The 24,108-nt window shown below is 63.1% G+C and carries 28 protein-coding genes and 1 other RNA gene; 12 read left to right on the top strand and 17 right to left on the bottom strand.

Going from position 1 to position 24,108, the window contains the following annotated elements; translation table 11 throughout:
• Positions 1-41 precede the first annotated feature (41 nt).
• From J2858_RS06955 to J2858_RS06940, 4 genes are all read right to left on the bottom strand, one after another.
• Complete coding sequence (locus tag J2858_RS06955) at positions 42-728, bottom strand: RNA-binding protein (RefSeq protein WP_210103964.1); 687 nt, start codon at positions 726-728, stop codon at positions 42-44.
• Entirely contained in the window at positions 725-2,350 is a 1,626-nt protein-coding gene (gene nusA, locus J2858_RS06950) for a transcription termination factor NusA (RefSeq protein WP_210103963.1), read from the bottom strand. The genes J2858_RS06955 and nusA overlap by 4 nt, the downstream gene beginning before the upstream one ends.
• Before the next feature lie 75 nt (positions 2,351-2,425).
• The gene (gene rimP, locus J2858_RS06945) at positions 2,426-3,043 is read right to left on the bottom strand and encodes a ribosome maturation factor RimP (protein WP_210103962.1); all 618 of its coding nucleotides are present in this window, start codon (positions 3,041-3,043) and stop codon (positions 2,426-2,428) included.
• 90 nt (positions 3,044-3,133) lie between these two features.
• Positions 3,134-3,379 carry a hypothetical protein gene (locus tag J2858_RS06940; RefSeq protein WP_210103961.1) on the bottom strand — a complete coding sequence of 82 codons (246 nt, stop codon included), beginning with the start codon at positions 3,377-3,379 and terminating at the stop codon, positions 3,134-3,136.
• Here J2858_RS06940 and J2858_RS06935 point away from each other — a divergent pair.
• From J2858_RS06935 to J2858_RS06925, 3 genes are all read left to right on the top strand, one after another.
• Positions 3,378-5,033, top strand: coding sequence for an MFS transporter (locus J2858_RS06935; protein WP_210103960.1), 1,656 nt, complete (start codon positions 3,378-3,380; stop codon positions 5,031-5,033). The genes J2858_RS06940 and J2858_RS06935 overlap by 2 nt on opposite strands.
• A 25-nt stretch (positions 5,034-5,058) precedes the next feature.
• Positions 5,059-5,514, top strand: a complete 456-nt coding sequence (locus J2858_RS06930) for a GNAT family N-acetyltransferase (RefSeq protein ID WP_210103959.1) — start codon at positions 5,059-5,061, stop codon at positions 5,512-5,514.
• Positions 5,515-5,763: 249 nt separating this feature from the next.
• The gene (locus J2858_RS06925; protein WP_210103958.1) at positions 5,764-5,955 is read left to right on the top strand and encodes a hypothetical protein; all 192 of its coding nucleotides are present in this window, start codon (positions 5,764-5,766) and stop codon (positions 5,953-5,955) included.
• 45 nt (positions 5,956-6,000) lie between these two features.
• Here J2858_RS06925 and J2858_RS06920 read toward each other — a convergent pair whose 3' ends face one another.
• Both J2858_RS06920 and recR read right to left on the bottom strand, forming a co-directional pair.
• Positions 6,001-7,236, bottom strand: coding sequence for a lytic murein transglycosylase (locus J2858_RS06920; protein WP_210104165.1), 1,236 nt, complete (start codon positions 7,234-7,236; stop codon positions 6,001-6,003).
• Between the two features lie 40 nt (positions 7,237-7,276).
• A complete protein-coding gene (gene recR / locus J2858_RS06915) occupies positions 7,277-7,882 on the bottom strand; it encodes a recombination mediator RecR (RefSeq protein ID WP_210103957.1) in 606 nt (201 codons plus the stop codon).
• Between the two features lie 70 nt (positions 7,883-7,952).
• Between recR and J2858_RS06910 the strand changes: the two genes are divergently transcribed.
• A complete protein-coding gene (locus J2858_RS06910; protein ID WP_210103956.1) occupies positions 7,953-8,576 on the top strand; it encodes an MOSC domain-containing protein in 624 nt (207 codons plus the stop codon).
• 338 nt (positions 8,577-8,914) lie between these two features.
• Here J2858_RS06910 and J2858_RS06905 read toward each other — a convergent pair whose 3' ends face one another.
• From J2858_RS06905 to ffs, 3 genes are all read right to left on the bottom strand, one after another.
• Positions 8,915-9,238: a YbaB/EbfC family nucleoid-associated protein gene (locus tag J2858_RS06905; protein WP_210103955.1), complete on the bottom strand. Its 324-nt coding sequence runs from the start codon at positions 9,236-9,238 to the stop codon at positions 8,915-8,917.
• 24 nt (positions 9,239-9,262) lie between these two features.
• Complete coding sequence (locus J2858_RS06900) at positions 9,263-11,194, bottom strand: DNA polymerase III subunit gamma/tau (protein WP_210103954.1); 1,932 nt, start codon at positions 11,192-11,194, stop codon at positions 9,263-9,265.
• Between the two features lie 84 nt (positions 11,195-11,278).
• Positions 11,279-11,375, bottom strand: an RNA gene (ffs, locus tag J2858_RS06895) — signal recognition particle sRNA small type.
• An 87-nt stretch (positions 11,376-11,462) separates the two neighbouring features.
• On the opposite strand from ffs, the gene J2858_RS06890 reads away from it, so the two are divergent.
• Positions 11,463-11,867 (top strand): HIT family protein, encoded by a 405-nt coding sequence (locus tag J2858_RS06890; protein ID WP_210103953.1) that lies wholly within the window; start codon positions 11,463-11,465, stop codon positions 11,865-11,867.
• A gap of 19 nt (positions 11,868-11,886) precedes the next feature.
• Positions 11,887-12,849: an NAD(+) diphosphatase gene (gene nudC / locus J2858_RS06885; protein WP_210103952.1), complete on the top strand. Its 963-nt coding sequence runs from the start codon at positions 11,887-11,889 to the stop codon at positions 12,847-12,849.
• Here nudC and J2858_RS06880 read toward each other — a convergent pair whose 3' ends face one another.
• From J2858_RS06880 to J2858_RS06870, 3 genes are read right to left on the bottom strand one after another with little or no spacing between them, the layout of a single operon-like run.
• A complete protein-coding gene (locus J2858_RS06880; protein WP_210103951.1) occupies positions 12,850-13,764 on the bottom strand; it encodes a DMT family transporter in 915 nt (304 codons plus the stop codon).
• A gap of 21 nt (positions 13,765-13,785) precedes the next feature.
• The gene (locus J2858_RS06875) at positions 13,786-14,649 is read right to left on the bottom strand and encodes a prephenate dehydratase (RefSeq protein ID WP_210103950.1); all 864 of its coding nucleotides are present in this window, start codon (positions 14,647-14,649) and stop codon (positions 13,786-13,788) included.
• A gap of 14 nt (positions 14,650-14,663) precedes the next feature.
• Positions 14,664-15,419, bottom strand: coding sequence for a 3-deoxy-manno-octulosonate cytidylyltransferase (locus tag J2858_RS06870; RefSeq protein WP_210103949.1), 756 nt, complete (start codon positions 15,417-15,419; stop codon positions 14,664-14,666).
• A gap of 166 nt (positions 15,420-15,585) precedes the next feature.
• Between J2858_RS06870 and J2858_RS06865 the strand changes: the two genes are divergently transcribed.
• Entirely contained in the window at positions 15,586-16,161 is a 576-nt protein-coding gene (locus J2858_RS06865) for a c-type cytochrome (RefSeq protein ID WP_210103948.1), read from the top strand.
• Between the two features lie 55 nt (positions 16,162-16,216).
• Here J2858_RS06865 and J2858_RS06860 read toward each other — a convergent pair whose 3' ends face one another.
• On the bottom strand, positions 16,217-17,164 hold the full coding sequence (locus J2858_RS06860; protein ID WP_210103947.1) for an AEC family transporter: 948 nt from the start codon (positions 17,162-17,164) through the stop codon (positions 16,217-16,219).
• A gap of 311 nt (positions 17,165-17,475) precedes the next feature.
• Here J2858_RS06860 and J2858_RS06855 point away from each other — a divergent pair, with 311 nt between their 5' ends.
• Positions 17,476-18,468, top strand: a complete 993-nt coding sequence (locus tag J2858_RS06855) for an adenosine kinase (RefSeq protein WP_210103946.1) — start codon at positions 17,476-17,478, stop codon at positions 18,466-18,468.
• A 12-nt stretch (positions 18,469-18,480) separates the two neighbouring features.
• On the opposite strand, the gene J2858_RS06850 is transcribed toward J2858_RS06855, so the two are convergent.
• Positions 18,481-19,029: an SH3 domain-containing protein gene (locus J2858_RS06850; protein WP_245365557.1), complete on the bottom strand. Its 549-nt coding sequence runs from the start codon at positions 19,027-19,029 to the stop codon at positions 18,481-18,483.
• Positions 19,030-19,205: 176 nt separating this feature from the next.
• Here J2858_RS06850 and J2858_RS06845 point away from each other — a divergent pair, with 176 nt between their 5' ends.
• Complete coding sequence (locus tag J2858_RS06845) at positions 19,206-20,210, top strand: 2-hydroxyacid dehydrogenase (RefSeq protein ID WP_210103945.1); 1,005 nt, start codon at positions 19,206-19,208, stop codon at positions 20,208-20,210.
• 175 nt (positions 20,211-20,385) lie between these two features.
• On the top strand, positions 20,386-20,886 hold the full coding sequence (locus tag J2858_RS06840; protein ID WP_210103944.1) for a DUF3833 family protein: 501 nt from the start codon (positions 20,386-20,388) through the stop codon (positions 20,884-20,886).
• A gap of 23 nt (positions 20,887-20,909) precedes the next feature.
• Here J2858_RS06840 and J2858_RS06835 read toward each other — a convergent pair whose 3' ends face one another.
• The 3 genes from J2858_RS06835 to recF are packed head-to-tail and all read right to left on the bottom strand — an operon-like array spanning position 20,910 to position 23,299.
• On the bottom strand, positions 20,910-21,380 hold the full coding sequence (locus tag J2858_RS06835) for a GNAT family N-acetyltransferase (protein WP_210103943.1): 471 nt from the start codon (positions 21,378-21,380) through the stop codon (positions 20,910-20,912).
• Positions 21,377-22,144 (bottom strand): molybdopterin-synthase adenylyltransferase MoeB, encoded by a 768-nt coding sequence (locus J2858_RS06830; protein ID WP_210103942.1) that lies wholly within the window; start codon positions 22,142-22,144, stop codon positions 21,377-21,379. Before J2858_RS06830 ends, J2858_RS06835 begins: the two co-directional genes overlap by 4 nt.
• 36 nt (positions 22,145-22,180) lie before the next feature.
• Positions 22,181-23,299: a DNA replication/repair protein RecF gene (gene recF, locus J2858_RS06825; RefSeq protein ID WP_210103941.1), complete on the bottom strand. Its 1,119-nt coding sequence runs from the start codon at positions 23,297-23,299 to the stop codon at positions 22,181-22,183.
• A 182-nt stretch (positions 23,300-23,481) separates the two neighbouring features.
• Here recF and J2858_RS06820 point away from each other — a divergent pair, with 182 nt between their 5' ends.
• The gene (locus tag J2858_RS06820) at positions 23,482-23,775 is read left to right on the top strand and encodes a hypothetical protein (protein ID WP_210103940.1); all 294 of its coding nucleotides are present in this window, start codon (positions 23,482-23,484) and stop codon (positions 23,773-23,775) included.
• A 61-nt stretch (positions 23,776-23,836) separates the two neighbouring features.
• Complete coding sequence (locus J2858_RS06815; protein ID WP_210103939.1) at positions 23,837-24,073, top strand: SlyX family protein; 237 nt, start codon at positions 23,837-23,839, stop codon at positions 24,071-24,073.
• The last annotated feature ends 35 nt before the right edge of the window (positions 24,074-24,108 follow it).

The raw sequence follows: 24,108 nt of genomic DNA, 5'->3' as shown, positions 1-24,108 counted from the left end.
CACTTTTCCAGTGCGGCTGCCGGCGAATGCCGGTGACCACGTCATGTCTCTGACCGGCCAGCGCCGCCATTTGCTCCGGAGTGACCGCCGTTGCGGTACGTATCGAGCATGGTTGCGCGTTTCACTACACCCTCACCCGCCTGTCCGGCAAGCGCCGCGGCATGGATAAAAGCACTCTGGCCCATCAGTTCGTCCATTTCGGCTGCGGCAAAGAGCATGAAGGAGGGGATCTCCTCGTCGCTCTCGGTTCCGAGCCGCCAGGCCTTGCGGGCTTGGTCCAATTTTCGCACACCGTCCGCTGCCGCATCCGATGCATGGAACACGCCGAGCGCCTGGCCCGAGCGGATCGCGGCATCCACTTTCGTGGCGCCGGAAACGAACTGGCCCGCCTTGCGCGCCAAGCTCATCATGCCGGCAAGGTCCGCCACCAGCAGTCTATCCACCAGCGCGGCAAGTTCCGGGGCCGCCTTCACGTCCGCCTTCAGGGCGCGGGCGAAGATCTTGCGCTTGATGGCGGTTTCCACCAGCGCACGATCCATCGACACCCAGCATCCCCGGCCCGGCAATTGCCGCTTCAGGTCCGGCACCACCGTTCCATCGGGTGCCGCCACGAAGCGGATCAGCTTTTCCGGCGAAACGGCCTGGCGCGTGACGATGCAGGTCCGGTCGTTCACAACCAATTCCGCATCGTCTGCGCTCCCGTCACCGGCCTCAGCCGCCGCAATCATTCCTGAACTGCGGCGTCCGCCTCCTCGTCCGCCAACTCGGCGTCTTCGCCGTCAGCCTGCTGCTGTGCAAGGTCTTCCTCGGTGATCCAGCCGGCCAGCAGGCGGGCCTGCACGATCATGTTTTCCGCCTCGACGCGCGATACGTCGAACTTGGAGAACAGGCCTTCGAACTTCTTCGTCTCGCCGTCCTTGCGTTCCGACCAGCCGATGAGGTCGTCGGCGGCGCAGCCGGCAAAGTCTTCCACCGTCTTGATGCCGTCTTCGCCCAGCGCCACCAGCATCTTGCCGGTGAGGCCATCGATCTGCTTCAGCTCGTCCTCTACGCCGAGTTCGACGCGCTTGGCATCCATTTCGGCTTCGAGGCGCTCCAGGTATTCCTTGGCGCGCATCTGGATTTCGCTGGCGGTATCTTCGTCGAAACCGTCGATGGAGGCGATTTCGTCCAGCTCGACATAGGCCAGTTCCTCGACCTGCGCGAAACCTTCCGATGCCAGAACCTGGCCGACCATCTCGTCGACATCGAGCGCGTCCATGAAGAGATTGGTGCGTTCGTTGAATTCCTTCTGGCGGCGTTCCGATTCCTCGGCTTCCGTCATGATGTCGATGTCCCAGCCGGTCAGCTGCGAGGCAAGGCGCACGTTCTGGCCGCGACGGCCGATGGCGAGCGACAGCTGCTCGTCGGGAACAACCACTTCGATGCGCTCTGCGTCTTCATCCAGAACCACCTTGGCGACTTCCGCCGGCTGCAGGGCGTTGACGATGAAGGAAGCCGGATCCTGGCTCCACGGAATGATGTCGATCTTTTCGCCCTGCAGCTCGCCGACGACGGCCTGGACGCGCGAACCACGCATACCGACGCAGGCGCCGACCGGATCGATCGACGAATCGTTCGAGATGACGGCGATCTTGGCGCGCGAACCCGGATCACGGGCCACCGACTTGATCTGGATGATGCCGTCGTAGATTTCCGGCACTTCCATGGTGAACAGCTTCACCATGAACTGCGGATGTGTGCGCGACAGGAAGATCTGCGGACCGCGCTGCTCGCGGCGCACGTCGTAGACGTAAGCGCGAACACGATCGCCATAGCGCATGTTTTCGCGCGGGATCATTTCGTCGCGACGGATGATGCCTTCGCCACGGCCGAGATCGACGATCACGTTGCCGTATTCGACGCGCTTGACGGTGCCGTTGACGATTTCGCCGACGCGATCCTTGAACTCGTCGAACTGCCGGTCACGCTCGGCTTCGCGCACCTTCTGCACGATGACCTGCTTGGCCGACTGGGCCGCGATGCGGCCAAAGTCCATCGGCGGCAGCGGATCGGCAATGAAGTCGCCGATCTTGGCATCGACATTGCGGTCGCGGGCGAGCGCCAGCGGGATCTGCGTCGTGTAGTCTTCCGCGTGATCGACCACTTCCAGAAGACGCTGCAGGCGGATTTCGCCGGTCTTGGAATTGATGTCGGCGCGGATATTGCTTTCGGTGCCGTAACGCGAGCGGGCGGCCTTCTGGATCGCGTCGGCCATTGCGGCCAGCACGATCTCGCGGTCGATGACCTTTTCGCGCGCCACTGCATCTGCAATCTGCAGAAGTTCTAGCCGGTTCGCACTCACTGCCATTGTCGTCGGTCTCCGTAGATCGAATGGGTTCGTGCCTGCAAGGCAGGCAGCGTGGATCGGTTGGTCCGGGAGCGGTCAGCCCTGGTGATCTTCACCCAGGTCGTCATCACTCAGGTCTTCGTCGTTCTGGTTTGCAGCTTCGGCCTTGGCCAGCTTGTCGGCCTTCAAGGCGTCGCGGATCAGGTCGTCGGTCAGGATCAGCTTTGCCTCGGCCAGCGCCGAATAGGGCACGGTCACGCGCGGCTCTTCGCCATAGGCGGCCTGGTCGCGCTCCAGCGTGAAACCATTCTCGTCGGTTGCGATGATCTTGCCGCGGAAACGCTTGCGGCCATCGAGCATCACGGAGGTCTCGCACTTCAAGAGGTGCCCGCTCCAGCGGCTGAAATCGGACTTGCGCACCATCGGACGGTCGATGCCGGGCGACGACACTTCCAGATGATACGCCTTGTCGATCGGATCTTCCACATCCAGAACCGGAGAAACCGCCATGGATACGGCTTCGCAGCCCTCGACATCCATGGTTCCGTCGTCACGCTCGCACATGATCTGCAAGGTCAGGCCGTTCTGGTTCATCAGACGAACCCTGACGAGACGGAAATCCATTGCTTCGAGCGTCGGCTCGATGATTTCGGCGACCCGGAGGTCGAGGCCTGTCTCGACGATGAGACGCGGTTCCTTGGTGCTGTCCTGCATTTGGTCTTTCGGCGCTGTCGCCGTCCCGGCGATGATGCTGCGAACTGACCGCCTAACAAAAAAGAGCGGGTCCCGGTCAGGCCCCACCCTTCATCTGACGATCAAGAATATGAGAGCCATATACGCTTTCAGCGCCGCAATTGCAAGCGTGCCCGCAAAGCCTGGGTATTTGCGGGCAAGGAAGCGCTCCGCGCGCGGCTGATCCAGACTGCGGCGGCTCGCTGGAGAGGTTTGCGGCCGGGCGGCGCAGATCGGTGGTATGAGGACGGGCCGCTGTGTTTTTGCGCTTGCCGTCAGCTCGGCGCTGACTAGTTTAGCCGGCAGCATCAAGAGCATGAAGAGGTTCACCGTGCCCGAGCGGGTCTCACCCCTGGCGCCTTTCGGTTACCAGACATTCCGCACCATCTGGATTGCCAGCATCGCCTCCAATTTCGGTGGGCTGATCCAGGCCGTGGGGGCTGCTTGGATGATGACGGCGATTTCCTCGTCGGAGAACATGGTGGCCTTGGTGCAGTCCTCCACGGCGCTGCCGATCATGCTGTTTTCGCTGGTCGCAGGCGCCCTTGCCGATAATTACAACCGCCGCCGCATCATGCTGACGGCGCAGGGTTTCATGCTGGCGATCTCGCTTTTGCTGACGGTCTTTGCCTTCTTCGGTTGGCTGACACCCTGGGCGCTGCTTGCCTTCACCTTCCTCATCGGCTGCGGCACGGCGCTCAACAATCCGTCCTGGCAGGCGTCTGTCGGGGATCTCGTGCCGCGCCCTGTTCTGCCGGCGGCGGTGACGCTGAACAGCGTCGGCTTCAACATCACCCGAAGCGTCGGCCCGGCCATCGGCGGCGCCATTGTCGCAGCTTTCGGGGCGGCTGCGGCCTTTGCCGTCAATGCCACCAGCTATTTTGCGCTGATCTATGCGCTGTGGCGCTGGAAGCAGGAGGAGGCGGAAAGCAGGCTGCCGCGCGAAACGCTGGGGCGGGCGCTGTCGGCCGGCTTCGGCTATGTGGCGATGTCACCGAAACTCCTGAACGTGCTGTTCCGCTCGGCTCTCTTCGGTCTTTCGGCGAGCGCCATCCTGGCGCTTCTGCCGCTGGTCGCCCGCGATCTCGTCTCCGGCGGGCCGCTGACCTATGGCTTCATGCTAGGCGCTTTCGGCGTCGGGGCGGTGGGCGGCGCCATGCTGAATGCCCGGCTGCGCGAGATGTTTTCGAGCGAGATGATCGTGCGCATCGCCTTTACCGGCTTTGCAGTCAGTGCCGTGGTCTCCGCGCTGTCGACCGTCACTTGGCTCACCTGTCTCGTGCTTCTGATCCCCGGCGCCTGTTGGGTGCTGGCGCTTTCCCTGTTCAACACCACGGTGCAGCTGTCGACGCCGCGCTGGGTGGTCGGGCGGGCGCTTTCCTTCTACCAGACGGCGGCCTTCGGCGGCATTGCAGTTGGCAGTTGGGTCTGGGGCGCGCTTGCCGAAGAGCATGGAGTGGCGACGGCGCTGATGCTGGCAAGCCTTGCCATGGTGGTGGGCGCCGCGATCGGCTGGAAACTGTGGCTGCCCTCGCTGGAAACGCTGAACCTTGATCCCGTCAACACCTTTCGCGAACCCTCGCTGAGGCTCGACCTCCAGCCGCGCAGCGGCCCGATCGTGCTGCTCGTCGATTATACGATCCGCGAGGAAAACGTCGCCGAGTTCCTGACCCTGATGTCGGAGCGCCGGCGCATCCGCATCCGTGACGGCGCGCGCCAATGGGGGCTGCTGCGCGACCTGGAAAACCCGGATATCTGGACGGAAACCTATCACACGGCAACCTGGGCTGATTACGTGCGCCACAACCAGCGCCGCACCCAGGCCGATGCCGAGGTCTGGTCGCGCATCCGGGCGCTTCATGCCGGGCCGGAGGGACCGCGCGTCCACCGCATGATCGAGCGCCAGGCCATTCCGCCGCTTAATGCGCGCGACGAAGTCTTTCTGAAGTCTGCGCTTGATATTCACCACTGACAGCAACGGATTCTCGGAGGCACGCATGGTGACGATCCGCAAGGCACGCCGCGACGACCTTTCCGCCATCGTCGCCATGCTTGCCGACGACGCGCTGGGCCTTGCCCGCGAAGTGGTGTCGGATCCCGTCGATCGGCGCTATGTCGAGGCCTTCGAGGCCATCGACCGGGATGAAAACCAGATGCTCGCCGTCGCCGTGTCCGAAGAGGGTCAGGTGATCGGCTGTCTTCAGGTAAGCTTCATCCCCGGCCTGTCGCGGCTTGGCCTGTGGCGCGGGCAGATCGAAAGTGTGCGGGTGGCCGGGCAGGCGCGTGGACGCGGCATCGGCCGCGACATGATGGTCTGGGCCATCGAGGCGTGTCGAAAGCGCGGCTGCAGGCTCGTGCAACTCACCTCTGATCGCAGGCGCGAGGATGCCCTGCGCTTCTATGAAAAGCTTGGCTTTGAAAACAGCCATGCGGGTTTGAAGCTAACGCTCTAGTGGTCTCATTTCCCGATTTCCGACCGTTGCCAGCTTCGTCCCAATGTATATTTCAAGTTCATTAACATGGAAGAGGTCGAGATTTTCGTCAAGAATACGCGATAAGCGGATTGATATGGTGTTTGATAGCGCCGGATCTTGTCGTGTGACGAACCACGAAGGCAGGAGTTGTGAGGTTTTCGGGTGGAAGAAGGTCGTCTCAAGTTTTATTGTGCTTTGATTGGCAAGATCCTTTTAGGACCCATAGTCTTGGGCATGGTGGTTCATCATCTGATCAACGGGGTCATCATGGGTTTGAGCAGAAGGGACAGCACACTGATCGAGCTGAGTAGCGACCCCGCTGCATTCTACGTTTTCGCCGGCCTGTGGCTCGTTTTGGCCGCGTTCACAATGGCAATCAGCGTCAAAGCGCTCATGTTCTATTTCAAAAATCGGCGTTGATGCTGCCTATACCGAGATAGTCTGTTGAGGCTCGAAAGTGAGCCGTCAGCGTAGCTTTGCCTTCAGGCTCTCGTCGGGAAAACAGGTGGGGGAAAGGCCGGTTTTCGTCTGCCAATCACCGAGCGAACGGCGGGTCTTGAAGCCGGCAAGCCCATCGGCATTGCCGACATCGTAGCCCTTGGACTGCAAGGTCTTCTGCATAGCGAGTACATCCGATCGCAGCATTTTCCCGACCGGCCCCCAACTGCCCTCGAAGGCGCTGCCGCCATAGGCGATACGATCGGCCAGATTGCCGATGAAGAGCGCGTAGAGGTCGGAATTGTTGTATTCCTTCAGCACGTAGAAATTCGGCGTGACGATGAATTCCGGACCGTGGCGGCCGGCCGGCACAAGCATCATGCCGTCCACCCTCTGCTCCGTGGAGGGAAAGGCCTTGCCCGAGACGCGGCGGATGCCCATGCCAGCCCAGGTGGAAATCGGCTTGGCCAGATCCGGCCCCTCCTGCGCGCAGGAGACGTTTTGCGGGATAGACACCTCAAATCCCCAGTTGCGCCCTCGGCTCCAGCCCTTCAGCGCCAGATAATGGGCAATCGAGGCCAGCGTGTCCGGCACCGAATTCCAGATGTCGGCGCGTCCGTCGCCGTCGAAATCCACCGCATAGCGGGCATAGCTCGACGGCATGAACTGCGGCTGGCCAAGGGCGCCCGCCCAGGAGCCCATCATTCTGTCGGGAGTGATGTCGCCATGCTCGATGATGCGCAGCGCATCGATGAGTTCGGTGCGGAACATCTCCTTGCGGGTCGACATGAAGGCTTTCGTCGCCAGGACGTCGAGTGCCGGGTAGGGCAGCTTTGCCCGCCCATAGCCGGATTCTCGACCCCAGACGGCGAGCACGATGGCGCCTGGCACGCCATAGGTCTGCTCGATCTTGCGCAGCGTTGCGGCATGGGTTGCGGCAAGCGACCGGCCGGTCACGGCAAGGCCCTGCAGCCGCTGCTCGGAAAAATAGGCGCCGGGTGATGAAAACTCCGCCTGGCTCTGGTCGCGCTCCTTCGGTGGCGTGGTGCCGGGCGGCACCAGATCCGGCAGGTCCCAATACAGTTTCACGCCGTTCAGCGCGTTCTCGACGGTGCGAGCGGAAACGCCGGCCTTGCGCGCCTCTGGCGTGATTTCGCTGGCAAGCCAGGTGCGGAACTGCCCTTCCACCTGAGCTTTGGAGGGGGCGGCCAGCGCCGGAAGCGGCAGGAGAGACAGGGCAAGAATGGCGATGGCGCCGGCTATGCGCCACCGGGCAGTCGTTCTCAACATGAGCCTGTTCTCCTCAGATCGCGGTGCGCGCACGAAGCGCTGCCGTCAGCGTGCCCTCGTCGAGATAGTCAAGCTCGCCGCCGACCGGCACGCCATGGGCAAGCCGCGTGATGCGCACGTCGAGATCGCCCAGACGGTCGGTAATGTAATGGGCCGTCGCCTGTCCCTCGACGGTGGCGTTCACCGCAAGAATGATTTCGCGGATGCCGCCTTCGCTCACCCGGTCGATGAGACCCTTGATGTTGAGGTCATCCGGTCCGACGCCATCGAGCGGCGACAGCGTGCCGCCAAGCACGTGGTAGGACGTGTTCATCGCGCCGGCCCGCTCCAGCGCCCAGAGGTCCGACACATCCTCCACCACGATGATGACGGCCTGGTCGCGTCGCTCGTCGGTGCAGACCGTGCAAGGGTCGACCGTATCGACATTGCCGCAGCGCGAGCAGACTTTCACCTTGTCATAGGCCTCGCCCATCGCGGCCGACAGCGGCCCCATCAGCTGTTCGCGCTTCTTGATGAGATGAAGCGCCGCGCGCCGGGCGGAGCGGGGGCCAAGCCCCGGAACCTTTGCCAGCAGCTGGATGAGTTTTTCGATTTCCGGACCGGTCACACGTTTTGCCATGCGCCGCTTTTAGACCATATGTCTGCAAAACGGAATCGCCAAAACGCAGTCGTAAAGTGAGGCTTGCCGCATGAAAGTCAGCGCCATCTGCCTGGGTCAGGCGGAAAAACTGCCGGGAAAAAGCTACAAGACCGGCATCAACAAGCACCCGGTCGCGGCGGCGGTGCTCATCGATGAAACCGGCCTTGTCGGGGACAGGATCTGCAACCGCAAATATCATGGAGGGCCGGATCAGGCGGTCTATGTGGAAGGCAGCCTGACACTGGACTGGTGGGCTGAGGCGCTGGGCCGCCCGATAGAGCCCGGCACGTTCGGCGAAAATCTCGTCATCGACGGGCTCGACAACCGCGATGTCGCAGCCGGTGACCGGTTCTGCCTCTCGGGCGGCGTAGTGCTCGAGGCGACCTCGGCGCGCATTCCCTGCAACACGTTTTCGGCCCGGATGGGAGACGCGGCATTTGCCAAGCGGTACATGGCAGCGGCCCGGCCTGGCATTTACTGCCGTGTTCTGAAGCCCGGAACGGCAAGCCCGGAGGAAGACGCCAGCCACGTCGCTTTTACCGGCGAAAAAGTGCCGATCGCGGAGATGATGCGCACCTTCGGCAAGAGGCTGACGCCGCAAGACCGGGCGCGGTATCTCTCAGCACCGATCCACACGAAGCTCCGCGCGGACCTGGAAAAGGCGGGCAGCTGAGGCGGGGCTGTCTGCCCCTCATCCGCCTGCCGGCACCTTCTCCCCGTTTTAACGGTAGGGCTATCGCATTTGAAATAAGACCCTCTCTGCCCTGCCGGGCATCTCCCCCACAAGGGGGGAGAAGCGACGTGACAAGCGCCCTGTTCCCGCATCAGACGGTGCGACTGGATTAAGCCCTCCCCCTTGTGGGGAGGGTTTGGGAGGGGACTTGTCTCATATGAGACAGCCCTGGTTTTGACGGGGAGAAGGGACATTGTGGCGACTCGTTTGCCCTCATGCACTGTCTTAGACCGCAAAAGCTTGTTTCCCAGCGTTCCCGCTGCGGCCTTGCGCCTTAGTTAGAACGGCAGCTTCATGCCGGGCGGCAGCGGCAGGCCGGCGGTCAAGGCTGCCATCTTTTCCTGCGCCTGGGCTTCGCCCTTGTCCTTGGCGTCCTTGTGGGCGGCAACGATCAGGTCTTCGAGGATTTCCACCTCGTCTTCCTTGAAGAGGGAGGGGTCGATCTTCAGGCCGCGCATCTCGCCCTTGCCGTTGAGGACGACAGTGACGAGGCCGCCACCGGCCTTGCCTTCGATTTCAAGGGCAGCGATCTCCTCCTGCACCTTTTCCATCTTGGCCTGCATTTCCTTGACCTTGCCCATCATGCCCATGATGTCGCGCATCGGGTCGCTCCTTTATGCTTGTCGTTAGAATTCCATGTCGTCGCCGGGCAGGATATCGCCCTCGGCACTTTCGATGGTTGCCGGTGGCGGCGCCTCGTCGGCATCGTCCGTTATCTCCGCCACCCGGATGCGCACGTCGGTGATGCGGGCGCCGGGAAACTGCGACAGGATGGCGGCGACATCCGGATCGGATCGCGCATCGGTGAGGCGCGCCTCGCGGGCCTCCGTTTCCTGCTCGGACAGCGTCTGCGACCCGGCTTCGCGGCTGAGGATCACCATCCAGCGGATGTCGGTCCATTCTTCGAGGCGCTTCTGCAGGTCGCCGACAATGCTTTTCGGCGCATCGGTCGGCAGGTTGATTTCGAGCCGGCCGGGTTCCACCTTCACCAGCCGCACGAAGCCGCGCAACAGCGCCTTCAGCTTCGGATCGCGATTCTTGGTGCAGAGATCGGCAATGTCCGACAGCGAGGTGATCGACACCTTCGGCTGCGTCTGCTGTTTCTGCTGCGGCGCGGGCCTGGCATCCGGCTGCGCCTCGGTCTGCCCCATCGCCATCGGCGGGGAGGAGGCTGGGACAGCGGCCAGCATGGCGGTCGCGCCGCCTGAAGGCATGCGGGCAGCCTGTCCCGCATCGGAACCGCGTGCCATTGCCGTCATCTGCGGGGCCGCCATTGCGCGCGCGCCGCCATTGCCATTGCCGGCCGGCGAGGGTGAGGCCGCCGGATCGCTGCCGCCGCTGGAGAGAAGATCGGCCATGCGGCGCGCGGCATCTTCCGGCGAGGGAAGGTGCGCGGCATGGGTGAGCCGGATCAGCACCATTTCGGCAGCGCCGGCCGGACGCGACGAATTTTCAGCCTCCGGAATGCCCTTCAGCAGCATCTGCCAGATGCGCGACAGCGTGCTGACGGCAACCGTGCCGGCAAATTCGGCGCCGCGCAGGCGCTCCACTTCGCTCAAGGACGGGTCGTCGGCGGCATCCGGAATATATTTGATGCGGGTGACGAGATGGGTGAAGTCGGCGAGATCCGTCAGCACCACGACGGGGCTCGCGCCGGCTTCATACTGGGCGGTAAATTCGGACAGCGCCGCCGTCACATCGCCCTTCACCACATGCTCGAAGAGATCGACGATGCGGGCGCGGTCGGCAAGGCCCAGCATGCCGCGCACGGTTTCCACCTGCACGCTGCCGCCGCCATGGGCAATCGCCTGGTCGAGGAGCGACAGGCCGTCGCGCGCCGAACCCTCGGCGGCACGCGCCACCATGGAGAGCGCCTCCGGCTCGAAGGGCACGGCTTCCTTGTCGAGAATGGTCGAGAACAGGCCGACCAGATCGGCCGCACTGATGCGGCGCAGGTCAAATCGCTGGCAGCGCGACAGGACGGTGATCGGAACCTTGCGGATTTCGGTGGTGGCGAAGATGAATTTCACATGCTCCGGCGGCTCTTCGAGCGTCTTCAACAGGCCGTTGAAGGCCTGCGTCGAGAGCATGTGCACTTCGTCGATGATATAGACCTTGTAGCGCGCCGATACCGGGCGGTAGCGCACCTGCTCGATGATTTCTCTGATATCGTCGATGCCGGTATGGGAGGCAGCGTCCATCTCGATCACGTCGACATGGCGGCCTTCCATGATCGCCTGGCAATGTTCGCCGGGGATGCGAAGGTCGATGGTCGGCTTGTCGATCTCGGGCGTCTTGTAATTCAGCGCGCGCGCCAGAATGCGGGCGGTCGTCGTCTTGCCGACGCCGCGCACGCCGGTCAGCATGTAGGCCTGCGCGATGCGGCCGGTCTCGAACGCGTTGGTGAGGGTGCGCACCATCGGTTCCTGGCCGACCATCAGGTCGGAGAAATCCTTCGGGCGGTATTTTCGTGCCAGGACCCGGTAGCCGGCATTGCTGGCCGTCGCGGTGTTTCCCGAAACTGTCGGCCCGTTTACCGGCGGCTCTATGTCGCTCATGAGGTTCCGCCAGCCTTCTTCAAGACCGCCCCCGGCCTCTGCCGGATTGCGGACCGACCGGACGCTGGCCAACTAGGAAATGAGGTGGGAGGCTGGCACGGCGACCCGTGCCTGGCTCGTTAGGGCTGCTTCCTTCCGGACCTGACCCGGTTGGCGAGTGGCTCGTCCACCACCAACCTCCCGAGGCGACATATCGGCAATAACGTACGCAAATGCAAGCCAAGCTTCCAAAAAACTGCTAGCAAGACAAAAAAGCAGGAGGAAACCCTTGAGCCATTTCGACCTGGATGCCCGGCTGGCGCGCGATTCCGATCTCGTGACGGTTCTGGGCCTTTGTCAGCTGCGCATCCTGAACGACAGCCGCTGGCCTTGGCTGATGCTGGTGCCGCAGCGGCCGGAAATGACCGAGATCTTCGAGCTGACGCCGCTTGACCAGGCCATGCTGACCTTCGAGACGAACCTCGTGGCGCAGGCACTGAAGCGGGTCACCGGCGCGAAAAAGATCAATGTCGGGGCGCTCGGCAATATCGTGTCGCAGCTACACGTTCATGTGGTGGCGCGAAACGAGGGGGATCCCAACTGGCCAGGGCCGATCTGGGGCCACGGTTCTGCCGTAGCCTACGCGCAGGAAGACAAGCGCGCCTTTCTCCTCGCGCTTGAAAAAGCCCTCTGACCCTGCAAGATCTGGCCCCATGACCCTTTCCCTCTTCGATACCGATTCCCCGCATGGCGAAGCAAGCCGGCTGACGGCCTTTACCGGCAACCGGCTGGACCGCGACGCCGAACACCGCACGGAAGACAGCCTTGAACAGGCGCTGGCGGTGGGCGGCGCGACCATCCTTGCCTTTACCGGCAACCGGCTCCTGCTGAAGGAGACCGGGGGCAGGCTTGATCCGCTGTTTGAGCGTGCGGAGCTTGAGGCTTTTCGGCCGGATCTGGCGGGCGCCATCCTTTTGGGAAAGCGCCAGGATGGGTCGCCGCGCCTTGCCATTCCGGTCCTTGAGCCTGCGGACGCGCTTGCACTGTCGTTCCGCCTGACGGATCCCCGCTCGGCCCTGCGCGATGGCCTGGTCGAGGAGGAGGTGCTGGGCGAGGTGGCGCAGGCCGTCAGCCTTCTCCACTGGAACGAGGCCAACCGCTTCTGCGGCAAATGCGGCACGAGGACGCAAAGCCGCCTTGCCGGCTACAAGCGCATCTGTCCGGCCTGCGCGCATATGATGTTTCCGCGCACCGATCCCGTCGTCATCATGCTGACCGTCGATGAGAAACGTGATCGCGTGCTGCTCGGCCGCGGCCCGCATTTTACGCCGGGCATGTATTCGGCGCTTGCCGGTTTCGTCGAGCCGGCCGAAACCATCGAGGATGCCGTGCGCCGCGAAACGCGCGAGGAATCGGGCATCATCACCGGACGCGTGCGCTATCATGCGTCACAGCCTTGGCCGATGCCGCATTCGCTGATGATCGGCTGCTACGCCGAGGCTCTGAGCGAGGAGATCCACATCGACGCCCAGGAGCTGGAGGATTGCCGCTGGTTTTCGCGCGCCGAGGTCACTGCCATGCTGGCGGCCGATCCGGCGGGCGAGGGGCCGTCGGCGCCGTTGCGCGGTGCCATTGCCCATCGCCTGCTGCGCGACTGGGTGGAGTGGAGCCGCTGATCAGGACGCCGTTTTCCGCCGGGTGAATTCGCGCACGGCAAGCGAGACGCCGATCACCTGCAGCAGGCAGCCGAACCCTTCCGATGGGGTCGGCAGGCGCAGATCCATGGTGAGGCCGAAGATCAGGCCGAAGACGGTTTCCGCCACGATGAGCTGCGCCGTCAGCGCCAGCGGCAACCGGTTCGAGGCAAAGCTCCAGCACCAGGTGGCGAGCCAGGAAGCGGCCATGCCCAGTACCAAGGACCAGAGGACGAAGCGTGTCAGCACCTCGGAGGGTACGGTCTGGTAGGCGTCGGAGGCCATGGGCAGAAGCAGGATCGAACCGATCAGCGCGCCCAGCCCATGCAGGGTGGTCCAGTCCATGGCGCTTGGAGGATTGTCGGCCCGCATCAGGCGGGAATTGACGATGCCGTAGATCACCCAGACGAGAAGGGCCGCCACCGCGCAGCCGGCACCCGCCAGCACCATGTGCTGTCCGGCAATGTCGAGCTTAGCCACCAGTTCGAGATTGACCACCAGGATGCCGGCCGCAATCATCACCAGAGGTGCGGCAAGCCGGCGCCAGGCGATGGTGCGCTCCATCAGGTTGGCGATTGCCGGCAGCACCACCGGCGTGACGCCGATGATCAGCGGCGGAATGACGGGACCGGCCAGAAGGACGGCCTGCGAGGCGAGCAGAAAATAGCCGACATATCCAATGACGCCGAGCGCCATGCCGATCAGCGCGCGCTTGACGCCGACACCCTGCAGGCGAAAGCGCGGATGCAGCATGGTGATGAGGCAGGTGATGCCGAAGACGAAGTAGCGGCCGATCGTGATGTCCCAGACGGAGAAGGGATGCACGAGGCGCGCGGCCACAAAGGTCAGGCCCCACAGCGCTCCTGTGAGGAGGCCGGCCAAGATCCCCAAAAGCATGCGGTCTCCTTTTCAGGCTCGTTACGAGCCGTTCAGCGACCGGCGCATGGGATGGCCGAGATAGCTGCCGAGAATGCGAACCTTTTCGGAAAAGAAGCGCAATTCCTCCAAGGCGCGGCGCACCGGCGCATCCTCCGGATGTCCCTCGATATCGGCATAAAACTGCGTTGCCACGAACTTGCCGCCGATCTGGTAGCTTTCGAGCTTCGTCATGTTGATGCCGTTCGTCGCAAAGCCGCCCATCGCCTTGTAGAGGGCGGCTGGAATATTGCGCACATTGAAGACGAAGGTGGTGACGATGAGGTCGTCGGCGCTCGTTCGGTGAGCCCATTGCTCGTCGCGCGACAGCACCACGAAACGGGTGACGTTATGCTCGGAATCCTCGACGTTTTCCTGCATGATTTCAAGCCCGTAGAGGCCGGCGGCCAGACGCGGCGCAAGGGCTGCCATCGAGCGATCCCCACGCTCCGACACCAGCCGTGCGGCACCGGCCGTATCGCCGGCGACGACGCCCTTCCAGCCGTTCGAGCGGATGATCTTGCGGCACTGGCCAAGCGCATGGATATGGCTGTGGACGGTGCGGATCTCTTCGCGCGAAACGCCCGGCAGCACCATCAGCTGGAAGCGGATCGGCATGAAATATTCGCCGATGATGTGCAGGCGCGAATCGGGCAGCAGGTGGTGGATGTCGGCGACACGCCCGGCCAGCGTATTTTCGATGGGGATCATCGCCAGATCCGCCTCGCCGCTTTCCAGCGCCGTAAACGCATCCTCGAAGGTCGGGCAGGGCAGGGGTTCCATGGTCGGGAACATGTCCCGGCAGGCCATGTCGGAGTTGGCGCCGTGATCGCCCTGGAAGGCGATGCGATTGGTGGTCGAAGCCATGAGGGGATGTCCGGTCAGAGGGGGCGGCTGGCGAGGATCGCACGCGCCTTGGCAAGGTCGGCGGGAGTATCGACGCCGAGCGGCACGGAGTCAACGATCTCCACGTCGATGCGCATGCCGGCCTCGAGCGCCCGCAATTGCTCAAGCTTCTCGCGCTGTTCCAGGACGGAGGGACCGAGCGTGACGAAGCGTTCGAGCGCTGCGCGGCGATAGGTGTAAAGGCCGATATGGTGGTAGAGCGGGCCATCGCCATAAGGAGCGGTGGCGCGTGTGAAATAGAGGGCGCGCAGGCGGTTTGCGGCAATCGGCGAGCCGACCACCTTGACGATATGCGGCAGAACCTTGTCTTCCTCGTTGTCGATCTCGACGGTCAGCGTGGCGATATCGACGGCCGGATCCTGCATCGGACGCAGCGAGGCATGGACGGCGTCCGCCTCGATGGTGGGAAGATCCCCCTGGATGTTGACGACATATTCGACCTTGCCGTCGGGGTCTGCGGCCACCAGGGCCTCGTGGATACGGTCGGAGCCGGACTGGTGGTCGGCGCGCGTCATCACCACGTCGAAGCCCGCCGCCTTGACGGCATTGTAGACGTCCTGGTCGTCGACGGCCACCATGACGCGGCCGACGTCGGCTTCACGGGCGCGGCGCGCCACCTGCACGATCATCGGGGCACCGTTGATGTCGGCGAGCGGCTTTCCCGGCAGGCGGGTGGAGGCCATGCGCGCCGGAATAAGAACGAGCGTCTTGTCAAAAGCCGTATTGCGCATTGATTTCTCTTCTGGCACTGCCGGTGGGATGGCAAAAGGTCTCAGGGGCTGCAACGTGATTCAGGTTGCACCGATCCTGCAAAAGACATAGCTTTCAACGGATTTCAAGGTGGGACGCCTGTGATTCCGGCGGGTGGGCCGGCGGGCGGGAAGGAGCTTTTCTCGGATGAATTCCTATACGAACATGGCCGCGGGGGCCCTGCTCGGCACTGTCTTTGTGATGATGTCGGTCTCGATCGCCTCGGAAGGTCTTTTCCACGCGAAAGCACCCGAAAAGCCGGGATTTGCCATCGTGGCCGAAGAGGCGCCCGCAGAGGGTGGCGCTGCCGGTGCCGCCGCGCCGGCCGCCGTGCCGATCGCCAAGCTGCTGGCCAGCGCCGATGCAACGGCAGGGGCAACCGTGTTCAAGAAATGTGCGAGCTGTCATTCGGCCGAACCGAGCAGCCCCAACAAGGTCGGACCCGGCCTGTGGGGCGTCGTCAATCGGCCGATCGCAGCGCATGAAGCCTTTAGCTATTCCGCGGCCATCAAGGACTTTTCCAAGGGTGGCGCGGAGAAGTGGGATTATGAGCATCTTAACCACTTCCTGACGGCGCCGAAGGCCTATATCAAGGGCACAGCCATGGGCTTTGCCGGCCTGAAGAACGATCAGGAGCGGGCAAACGTGATCGCTTATCTGCGGTCGCTGTCCGATAGCCCGGCACCGCTGCCGGATCCGGCTGCCGCACCGGCGACCAACTGATTTTTCGATGAAGTCCGAAAAGGCCCGGTTCGTCCGGGCCTTTTTGCGTCCGAGGTCAGCTCAGCAGCCAGGCCCAGAAGCTGACGGTGACGATGCCGGTGATGGTGGTGATGCTGATCACCGAGGCGGCAAGGCTCTGGCCGGAGCGGAAGCGGGTGGCGATGATCCAGGCATTGATGCCGGTCGGCACCGAAGAGGTCAGCACGATCGCCGCCGTCCAGGGTTTCGACAGACCGAGCAGATGGGCAAGACCATAAACGACAGCCGGCAGCAGCAGCAGTTTCAGCACGGCCATCACTGCTGCCAGCGACAGATTGCCATGCACCGGATATTTCTTCAGCGTCATGCCGAGCGAAATAAGCGCGGACGCGGCAGTCACGGCGGCGATCTGGTCCACCACGCTCTTCAGCACGACCGGAAGCGCGCCAAGGCCGGAGATGTTGAAGGCAAGGCCGAACGTCAGCGCAATCACCAGCGGGTTGCGCGAGAGATTGGTGGCCACCTGTTTCAGAACCGTCACCAGGCTGCGCCGCCCGCCACCATCCACTTTGGCGCTCGCATGTTCCATCAGGATCGTGCCAGCCACCATCATCAGCGGCAGGTGGATGGCAAGCAGAATGGAAAGGGCCACCAACCCGTCATCGCCGACCGAGCGGCCGACCAGCGGCAGGCCGATGAAGACGTTGTTGGCAAAGGCGGACGACATGCCGGCAATCACGCCGATCTTGTCGTCGCGCCCGAAAACATGCTTGGCAATCAGATGGCCCGCGGTCCAGGTCACCGCCACGCCGCCGAAATAGGCGATCCACAGCCGAAACGGCGAGGCGCCCTCGAAATGCGCTTCCGCCAGCGTGCGAAAGATGAGGGTCGGCAGCGCGATCTTGAAGACGAATTCGGCCAGCGCATCCCCGGTCTCTTCGCGCATCAGGCCGGTGCGCGCCACCAGAAAGCCGATGAGGATCAACAGGAAGACGGGCGCGACATTGACGAAGACGGCTGACACGGGGGAAGGGCTTTCAAAGAGGAGATACCCCGTTTAGCCCATTCGGCCGTGACCGACAAACGCGAACCCGGCCGCCAGCTCAAAAAAAGAAAGCGGGCATCGAGCCCGCTTGTCACCCGAAACCGGGTCCCGGTATCGCCTCCTGCCAGTTCATCCGTGGTCCTGGAAGCGATCCGATGATGTGACGTATAGCGCCCTTTCGTGACGGGAGAATGACGGTTCTCGCCGTAAGCTGCGGCGGTTTTTTCCTTTTCTTCAACTCTGAAAGCTATATGAGGAGGCTGTCGCCAACCGCGGAGATTGAAGGCTTCATGAGCAAGTTCGACGTTCTGACCATCGGCAATGCCATCGTGGATATCATTTCACGCTGCGACGACCGGTTTCTCGAAGAGAACGGCATTATCAAGGCTGCCATGAACCTCATTGATGCGGAACGCGCGGAACACCTCTATGCGCTGATGGGCCCCGCCCACGAAGCCTCCGGCGGCAGCGCCGGCAATACGGCAGCGGGCGTCGCCAGTTTTGGCGGGCGTGCGGCCTATTTCGGCAAGGTGGCCGAGGATGAGCTTGGCAAGATTTTTGCCCACGACATCCGCGCCCAGGGCGTGCATTACGAGACGAAGCCGGATGGCACCTTTCCGCCGACCGCCCGCTCGATGATTTTTGTGACCCCCGATGGCGAGCGTTCGATGAACACCTATCTCGGCGCCTGCGTCGATCTGGGGCCGGAGCATGTGGAGCCCGAGGTGGTGGCCCAGTCGAAGGTGACCTATTTCGAAGGCTATCTCTGGGATCCGCCGCGCGCCAAGGAAGCCATCCGCGAATGCGCCCGCATCGCCCATGAAAACGGTCGTGAAGTGTCGATGACGCTGTCCGATCCGTTCTGCGTCGGCCGCTACCGCGACGAGTTTCTCGATCTGATGCGCTCCGGCACGGTCGATATCGTGTTTGCAAACCGCCAGGAGGTTCTGTCGCTCTACGAGACGGATGATCTGGAAACGGCGCTTCAAAACATCGCAGGCGATAGCAAGCTTGCCTGCGTCACGTTGAGCGAAGAGGGCGCCATCGTCGTGCGCGGCACCGAGCGTTTCAAGATTGAGGCGTTGAAGATCGACAAGGTGCTGGATACCACAGGTGCCGGCGACCTGTTTGCCGCCGGATTCCTGGCCGGCTACACGGCCGGCCGGCCACTCGATGTGTGTGGCAAGATGGGTTGCCTTGCCGCCGGCATCGTCATCCAGCATTTCGGGCCGCGCCCGATGGTATCGCTGAAGGAAGCCGGGCAAGAGGCTGGCCTTATTTAAGCCGGTTGAGGCCTACTTGAAGGCTTCGTCGGGATAGGCACCCCATATCTCGGCCTGCGAGACCCAGCCCTCCACGGAGCCGGCAATGGCCTGGCACCAGGTGCCGTTGCACTGTTTCAGGCGCATGATCACGCCGGGCTCCAGCTTGGCCAGAACCTGGGCGGAGCTTTGCGGATCGCGGCGCATGTTGACGAAGACATCCTGGCCCTTGCTGCGCATCCAGGGGGCGGCAATGGCGCTGCGCTCGCCCGACAAGAGCGCTTGGTTGACCCATCCTTCGGTGCCGTCGGCATCGCGCACGCGGCGCCAGTTTTCGTATTCCTGGATGATTTCCATCGGCAGCCCCTCCTTCATGTACATCCAGGAGACGGCATAATCGGTGCTGGGACCGATGCGGATATTGACGCGGCGGGATTTCAGGCTGACGAAGCGCGGCAGAGGCAGGCCGCTTGCCCCTTTCGAGGCGCCCTGGGCAAAGGCCGGTGCCGTCACCGGGGCGATACCGGATATGGCGACGAGAAGCAGGGCTGCGAGGCTGGCGATACGGATGGAGCGGTTCATGTTTCTTCTCTTTGCGGGTCGTCAGGTGCTGCAAACCCGAGCCATCGGTCAAACAGCAGCCGGTCCTCGCTGAGGTTTTGTTTGTCTTCGCCGATGGGTCTGGTAGAAAACGCCTGATCCGCCGAATGTCACCTATCTTGGTTAACGACTTCTGAACGAGCTTCTGTAGGACACCCATGACCGCCAGGAAAAAGCCCAAGGTTTATATTACCCGCAAGCTGCCGGATGCGGTCGAGACACGCATGCGCGAATTGTTCGATGCGCAGTTGAACGTCGATGATGTCGTGCGCACGCCCGAGCAGCTCATGGAGGCAATGAAGACGGCGGAAGTCCTGGTGCCGACCGTGACGGACCGAATCGATTCGGCGCTGATTGAGGCCGCCGGGCCGCAGCTGAAGCTGATCGCGAGCTTTTCCAACGGCGTCGATCATATCGATGTGGATGCGGCGGCCAGGAAGGGCATTACCGTCACCAACACGCCGAACGTGCTCACCGAAGACACAGCCGACATGACCATGGTGCTGATCTTTGCGGTCTTGCGCCGTCTGATCGAAGGCTCGCGGGTGCTCACCGAATCGCCCGCAAGCTGGGCCGGCTGGTCGCCCACCTGGATGCTCGGCCGGCGCATCGGCGGCAAGCGCATCGGCATCGTCGGCATGGGGCGCATCGGCACCGCCGTTGCCCGCCGCGCCAAGGCCTTCGGCCTGTCCATCCATTATCACAACCGCAAGCGGGTGAACCCGGCGACCGAGGAGGAACTGGAGGCGACCTACTGGGACAGCCTCGACCAGATGCTGGCGCGTGTCGATATCGTCTCGGTCAACTGCCCCTCGACGCCGGCGACGTTTCATCTGTTGTCGGCACGGCGGCTGGCGCTGATGCAGCCGTCGAGCATCATCGTCAATACCGCGCGCGGCGATATCATCGATGAAGCCGCTCTCGTCCAGCTGCTGCGCGAGGGCAAGATTGCCGGCGCCGGCCTTGACGTGTTTTCCAACGAGCCGCTGGTCAACCCGAAGCTCCTGAAGCTTGCCCATCATGGCAAGGCGGTGCTTTTGCCGCATATGGGCTCGGCGACGATCGAAGGGCGCATCGACATGGGCGATAAGGTCATCATCAACATCCGCACCTTCTTCGACGGACATCGGCCCCCGAACCGCGTGCTGCCGAGCCGCCTCTGAGGCGCGCCTTCCTGCTTCGAGATGCCGATCCTGTCGGATAGAAGCCCCCCGGGAGAGGAGGCATGCCTGACCTCTCCTTCGATCTCGCAACATCGTGACGATCTTTCTTGGCGTCTCATCGATCCAGCCGGGAACACGCGCCGTAAAGCCACAGCAGAGATGAAAGGAGGCAGCCATGAAAACGGCTTTGGTCTCGCTCACGATGGGGCTTTCGATGGTGACACTGACGCAGACGGCCGAGGCCGCGGATCTGGTGTTTGAACGGTATTTCGCCGGCAGGACGACCGCCACCGGCTCTTTTGGCGCCATCAACGGCGTCAGGCGCGATTTCAAGGTGGACCTCGACGGTCGCTGGAACGGCAAGACGCTGGTGCTGCGCGAGGATTTCGTCTTCTCCGACGGCGAGAAGGACACCAAGACCTGGCGCTTCACCAAGACCGGCGAGGGCCGCTACAGCGGGACCCGTGAGGATGTCATCGGTTCGACCGATGTGGTGATCGAAGGCAAGGTTGCGAAGTTCACCTATCTCGTCAACCTTGGCACGGCGGCAAAGCCCAACACCGTGCGTTTCCATGACACGATGGTGCTGCAGCCGGACGGACGGGTGATCAACACCGCCTGGGTGACGAAATACCTGTTTCCGGTGGCAAAGACCCGCGTCGTGTTCAGCCGCTGAACGCGGGGCCAAGGGTCGGACCGTCAGAGCGTCTTGCGCATTTCGATGAAGGTCGGCCGGTCATAGCCGGGATGGGATTTTTCCGCGGTCTTCGCAAAGCCCCAGGCGGCGAAGGTCGCATGATTGGCAACGAGCTCGATGCGCGTGTCCAACCGAAGAGCCGGCAGGTTCAAGCGCTTCGCTTCTGCCTCCGCCGCTTGCAGTAGCAGCCGGCCGATGCCGCGCCCCTGGCAGGCGGGAGAGATGGCAAGCTTGCCGACATAAAGACTGGCCGTCTCCGGCTTCAGAAACATGCAGCCGACCAGCGTGTCGCCGTCATGGGCAAGAAAGCCCGTCTCGTCGCGCGCCTTTTCAGCGAGCGTCGCCGGCGTCAGGCGATGGGCAGAGGACGGCGGATCAATGACCGCGTCCATATAGGAAAAGGCCTGCAGGATGAGGGAGAGCAGACCTTGCCAATCGGCAAAGTCCGAAGGGATGGGGGCAATGGTAATCATCGACTTTCAGGTTTCATGCGGCGCTTGTAGCGGATCGTGTTGAAGGTGGCGGCCAGCGCGTCATAGATCAGCAGGCGGCCGACGAGCGGTTCGCCGATGCCGGCAATCAGCTTGATCGCTTCCATGGCCATCAGCGTGCCGATGACGCCGGTGAGGGCGCCGATGACCCCGGTTTCCGCACAGACCGGCACCAGGCCCTGCGGGGGAGCTTCCGGAAAAAGATCGCGGTAACGCGGATTCTGTCGGCCCTCGGCATCGGTCTCATAGGGTTTCAGCACCGTCACCGTTCCATCGAAACGGCCGACGGCCCCCGTCACCAGCGGTATCTTGAATGCGTCCGTCGCATCGGCTGCCGCATAGCGGGTGTCGAAATTGTCCGATCCATCGATGACCAGGTGAAACCTTGCCAGATGCTGGGCTGCAAATTCAGGCCCGAAGCGATCTTCGAACCTGAGGGTGCGCACATGCGGGTTAAGCCGTGCGATGGCATCTGCCGCACTTTGCGTCTTCAATTCGCCAAGCGTGCCGCTGTCGTGAATGACCTGCCTTTGCAGGTTGGAGAGCGACACCCGGTCGTCGTCCACGATGCCAAGCGTGCCCACGCCGGCGGCCGCCAGATAGTGCAGCACGGGGGCACCCAGCCCACCGGCGCCGATGACGAGCACGCGGGCCCCCTTCAGCTTCTTCTGGCCTTCCCCGCCCACTTCCGGCAGCAGGATATGGCGCTTGTAGCGTTCGATTTCGTCCGATGTCAGGTGATCCATGAGAAAGAGCCTAGCACGGGGAAAGCCCGGGTGGAATCAGCCATGAACGGCCCCCTGCGCCACGGTCAGAAATTGCGCCCGCGCGCCGAGCGCTGAAAACATGGCCCGGTCGGTGCCGGTCATGAAGGATTGGCCGCCGAGATCATCGACCAGATCGAAGAGTGCGGCCCGGCGGCCCTCATCCAGGTGTGCTGCGATCTCGTCGAGCAGCAGCACCGGCGCGTGACCGGTCATGTCGGCCGTCAGCCGCGCATGGGCAAGCACAAGCCCGACCAGCAGCGCCTTCTGTTCGCCCGTCGAGCAGCGGCCGGCATCCATATCCTTCTCGCGGTGGCGCACCAGAAGATCGGCGCGGTGCGGCCCCGTCAGCGTGCGCCCGGCGGCGGCGTCGCGGGCGCGGGTCTCGCGCAGCGTTTCCAGAAACGCCTCTTCCAGCTCGGCAAAGGGCCGGCCAGCGCCGTCTTCGAGAAACCCGGATAGCGCAAGATGCGGCGTCGGGAAGGGCGATGCGGCACGCTCAATGAGGGCCGACAACAGGTCGAGCATTTCGATGCGCGCGGCCGCCATCGCCATGCCGAGCTCGGCCATCTGCAGCTCGATGCCGGTGAGCCAGGTCGGATCGAACCGCCCCTCCGACAAAAGCCTGTTGCGGCTGCGCATGGCGCGCTCATAGTCGGCGGCGCGCCGGCCATGGGCGGGATCGAGCGACAGGACGAGGCGATCGAGAAAGCGACGGCGATCCGACGAGCCGCCGGTAAACAGGCCATCCATGGCGGGCGTCAGCCACAGGACGTTCAGATGATCGGTGAGTTCCTCCACCGAGCGTGCCGGTGTTCCGTTCAATCGCAGGCGCCGGCTGACGGTCTCTTCACCGCCCTCGATCCCGGTGCCGATCGCCACCTCGCCCTCTCGGCCTTCGACATCGGCAAAGACGGAAAAGCCGCCGCTCGCCCCGACGCGCGTCACATCCGAAAGCACCGCGCGGCGCAGGCCGCGGCCGGGGGACAGGAAGGAAACGGCTTCGAGAAGGTTCGTCTTGCCTGAGCCGTTATCGCCAGTCAGCACCACATGGCGATCATCGAAGGACAGCGCGGCCGCCGCATAGTTGCGGAAGTCGGTGAGCTTCAGTGTCGAAAGGAAGGTTTTCTGCGCCATGGTGCTTCGCATTGATCGTGCCTAGCAGCTAATGCTTCGGCCAGGCGATGGCAAGCTTGCGCCGGATTTTTGCCGTTCAGTGGGCGCCTGCCCGCCCCGGCCGGAGCAAAAAACAATGGAACCCTGCGCGCCAAATCATGTTAGGATCCGCTGAAATTCACCAGTCCGTGGGGAGAGCGGGCATGAACAGAGAGCAAAGCCATCAGCCTTTGAGCGCACGGGAGGCGCAGGCGGACCATTGGAGCATGATGCGGTTTCTGGCCATCAATGCCTGCGTCGGCTTTCTGATCGGCCTTGGCGTTGCCTTCAGCCTTGTCTGGTTTGATCTTGGAGGGCTCGGCACGCGCGTTGCCCGTTCGCACACACCCTTCATGGTGATGTTCATGCTGTCTGTGCCGATGGCGTTTACCTTCAGCGGTGCCGTCACCGCATCGGCTGTCATGCTGATGCCCTATAAGGCTAAGACACAGGCCTAACCCTTCTCGACGTCCGGAAGAACGCTTTCCAATCCAGCGCACCTGCAGTAGAGGAGGCATCATGTCCGATACGATCCCGACCGAAACCGTCCCCTCGCAGAACGAGCGCATCGTCAAGCTCGAGGAGATCGTCGCTTACCAGGCAAAAACGATTGACGAGCTGTCCGAGCAACTGGTCGAGCAGTGGAAAGTGGTGGAGCAGACCCGCGCCAAACTCGACCGGCTGACCGAGCGCTTCCTGACGCTGGAAGAGAGCTCGCTGGATGCGCCGGCGATCACCAGGCCACCGCATTACTGAGAGCAGTGCGCCGATCCCGGCCGTCTGCAGGATGC

Origin of the sequence: Neorhizobium galegae (assembly GCF_017877135.1) — a bacterium.
Lineage (GTDB): Bacteria > Pseudomonadota > Alphaproteobacteria > Rhizobiales > Rhizobiaceae > Neorhizobium > Neorhizobium galegae_A.
Note: the sequence above shows the minus strand (reverse complement) of the source record. Positions and strands in the feature narration are given on the sequence as shown.

What these genes read in the sequence shown, in the direction of transcription:
- J2858_RS06955 (WP_210103964.1), bottom strand. Translation starts at nt 728, where the DNA reads ATGATTGCGGCGGCTGAGGCCGGTGACGGGAGCGCAGACGATGCGGAA.
- nusA (WP_210103963.1), bottom strand. Translation starts at nt 2,350, where the DNA reads ATGGCAGTGAGTGCGAACCGGCTAGAACTTCTGCAGATTGCAGATGCA.
- rimP (WP_210103962.1), bottom strand. Translation starts at nt 3,043, where the DNA reads ATGCAGGACAGCACCAAGGAACCGCGTCTCATCGTCGAGACAGGCCTC.
- J2858_RS06935 (WP_210103960.1), top strand. Translation starts at nt 3,378, where the DNA reads ATGAAGAGGTTCACCGTGCCCGAGCGGGTCTCACCCCTGGCGCCTTTC.
- J2858_RS06940 (WP_210103961.1), bottom strand. Translation starts at nt 3,379, where the DNA reads ATGCTCTTGATGCTGCCGGCTAAACTAGTCAGCGCCGAGCTGACGGCA.
- J2858_RS06930 (WP_210103959.1), top strand. Translation starts at nt 5,059, where the DNA reads ATGGTGACGATCCGCAAGGCACGCCGCGACGACCTTTCCGCCATCGTC.
- recR (WP_210103957.1), bottom strand. Translation starts at nt 7,882, where the DNA reads ATGGCAAAACGTGTGACCGGTCCGGAAATCGAAAAACTCATCCAGCTG.
- J2858_RS06910 (WP_210103956.1), top strand. Translation starts at nt 7,953, where the DNA reads ATGAAAGTCAGCGCCATCTGCCTGGGTCAGGCGGAAAAACTGCCGGGA.
- J2858_RS06905 (WP_210103955.1), bottom strand. Translation starts at nt 9,238, where the DNA reads ATGCGCGACATCATGGGCATGATGGGCAAGGTCAAGGAAATGCAGGCC.
- J2858_RS06900 (WP_210103954.1), bottom strand. Translation starts at nt 11,194, where the DNA reads ATGAGCGACATAGAGCCGCCGGTAAACGGGCCGACAGTTTCGGGAAAC.
- nudC (WP_210103952.1), top strand. Translation starts at nt 11,887, where the DNA reads ATGACCCTTTCCCTCTTCGATACCGATTCCCCGCATGGCGAAGCAAGC.
- J2858_RS06880 (WP_210103951.1), bottom strand. Translation starts at nt 13,764, where the DNA reads ATGCTTTTGGGGATCTTGGCCGGCCTCCTCACAGGAGCGCTGTGGGGC.
- J2858_RS06875 (WP_210103950.1), bottom strand. Translation starts at nt 14,649, where the DNA reads ATGGCTTCGACCACCAATCGCATCGCCTTCCAGGGCGATCACGGCGCC.
- J2858_RS06870 (WP_210103949.1), bottom strand. Translation starts at nt 15,419, where the DNA reads ATGCGCAATACGGCTTTTGACAAGACGCTCGTTCTTATTCCGGCGCGC.
- J2858_RS06865 (WP_210103948.1), top strand. Translation starts at nt 15,586, where the DNA reads ATGAATTCCTATACGAACATGGCCGCGGGGGCCCTGCTCGGCACTGTC.
- J2858_RS06855 (WP_210103946.1), top strand. Translation starts at nt 17,476, where the DNA reads ATGAGCAAGTTCGACGTTCTGACCATCGGCAATGCCATCGTGGATATC.
- J2858_RS06850 (WP_245365557.1), bottom strand. Translation starts at nt 19,029, where the DNA reads ATGAACCGCTCCATCCGTATCGCCAGCCTCGCAGCCCTGCTTCTCGTC.
- J2858_RS06845 (WP_210103945.1), top strand. Translation starts at nt 19,206, where the DNA reads ATGACCGCCAGGAAAAAGCCCAAGGTTTATATTACCCGCAAGCTGCCG.
- J2858_RS06840 (WP_210103944.1), top strand. Translation starts at nt 20,386, where the DNA reads ATGAAAACGGCTTTGGTCTCGCTCACGATGGGGCTTTCGATGGTGACA.
- J2858_RS06835 (WP_210103943.1), bottom strand. Translation starts at nt 21,380, where the DNA reads ATGATTACCATTGCCCCCATCCCTTCGGACTTTGCCGATTGGCAAGGT.
- J2858_RS06830 (WP_210103942.1), bottom strand. Translation starts at nt 22,144, where the DNA reads ATGGATCACCTGACATCGGACGAAATCGAACGCTACAAGCGCCATATC.
- recF (WP_210103941.1), bottom strand. Translation starts at nt 23,299, where the DNA reads ATGGCGCAGAAAACCTTCCTTTCGACACTGAAGCTCACCGACTTCCGC.
- J2858_RS06820 (WP_210103940.1), top strand. Translation starts at nt 23,482, where the DNA reads ATGAACAGAGAGCAAAGCCATCAGCCTTTGAGCGCACGGGAGGCGCAG.
- J2858_RS06815 (WP_210103939.1), top strand. Translation starts at nt 23,837, where the DNA reads ATGTCCGATACGATCCCGACCGAAACCGTCCCCTCGCAGAACGAGCGC.